Source organism: Halorubrum sp. SP3 (genome assembly GCF_005435195.1).
Taxonomy (GTDB): domain Archaea; phylum Halobacteriota; class Halobacteria; order Halobacteriales; family Haloferacaceae; genus Halorubrum; species Halorubrum sodomense.
In genome coordinates, this window is the sequence record NZ_SGTU01000124.1 from 483 (window position 1) to 1,080 (window position 598).

Annotated in this window: 1 protein-coding gene; it reads right to left on the reverse strand. The window is 61.2% G+C overall.

What is annotated here, in order from left to right:
* On the reverse strand, positions 1–538 hold a 538-nt coding region (locus EXE42_RS20350), incomplete at its 3' end, for an ABC transporter substrate-binding protein (RefSeq protein WP_241988414.1).
* Positions 539–598: the final 60 nt, after the last annotated feature.

The following is a 598-nucleotide window of genomic DNA, read 5'->3' on the forward strand; positions in this document are numbered from 1 at the left end:
CGGCGTGATGGACCGCGAGCGCGTAGGAAATCAGCGCGTCGTACGAGTTCCACGAGTACGGCGAGAACAGGTCGGCGTCCGGGTACGCGTCGGCGTAATCTTCTTCGAAACTGCTTGTGGCGTCACCGGTCGGCGGGAGCGTCCGAACGCCGTACATCCCGTTGAGGATATCTGCGCCGACATTGTTGAGGAAATCCTGTGAGAGGAGACTCGTGTGGAGCACCCAGTTCCCGCCGTACCCCTCCTCGTTCCACTGATTGAGGATCGTGGTCCCGCTTTCGGGGTACCCAGCGTACGCGATGAACTCCGGATCGTCGGCGTACAGTTCTGACAACACCTGCTGGTACGAGGACTGTCCAGACTCGTACCCGACCGTGGTCGTCGTCGTCCCGCTAAACGTTTCCTCGAAGGTATCCGCGAGCGCCGCCCCGAAGTCGTTGTTGATGTAGAGCACCGCCGCAGAGTCCGCGCCTTCCTCTTCGATAATCCGCGCCATGACCTGTGCGACGAACCGGTCATTGGTCCGCGTCCGGAACACGAGGTCGTCATCGTCTAACGTGCTGATTGTCGGTGACGACGACGCCGACGTGGAGGAGTC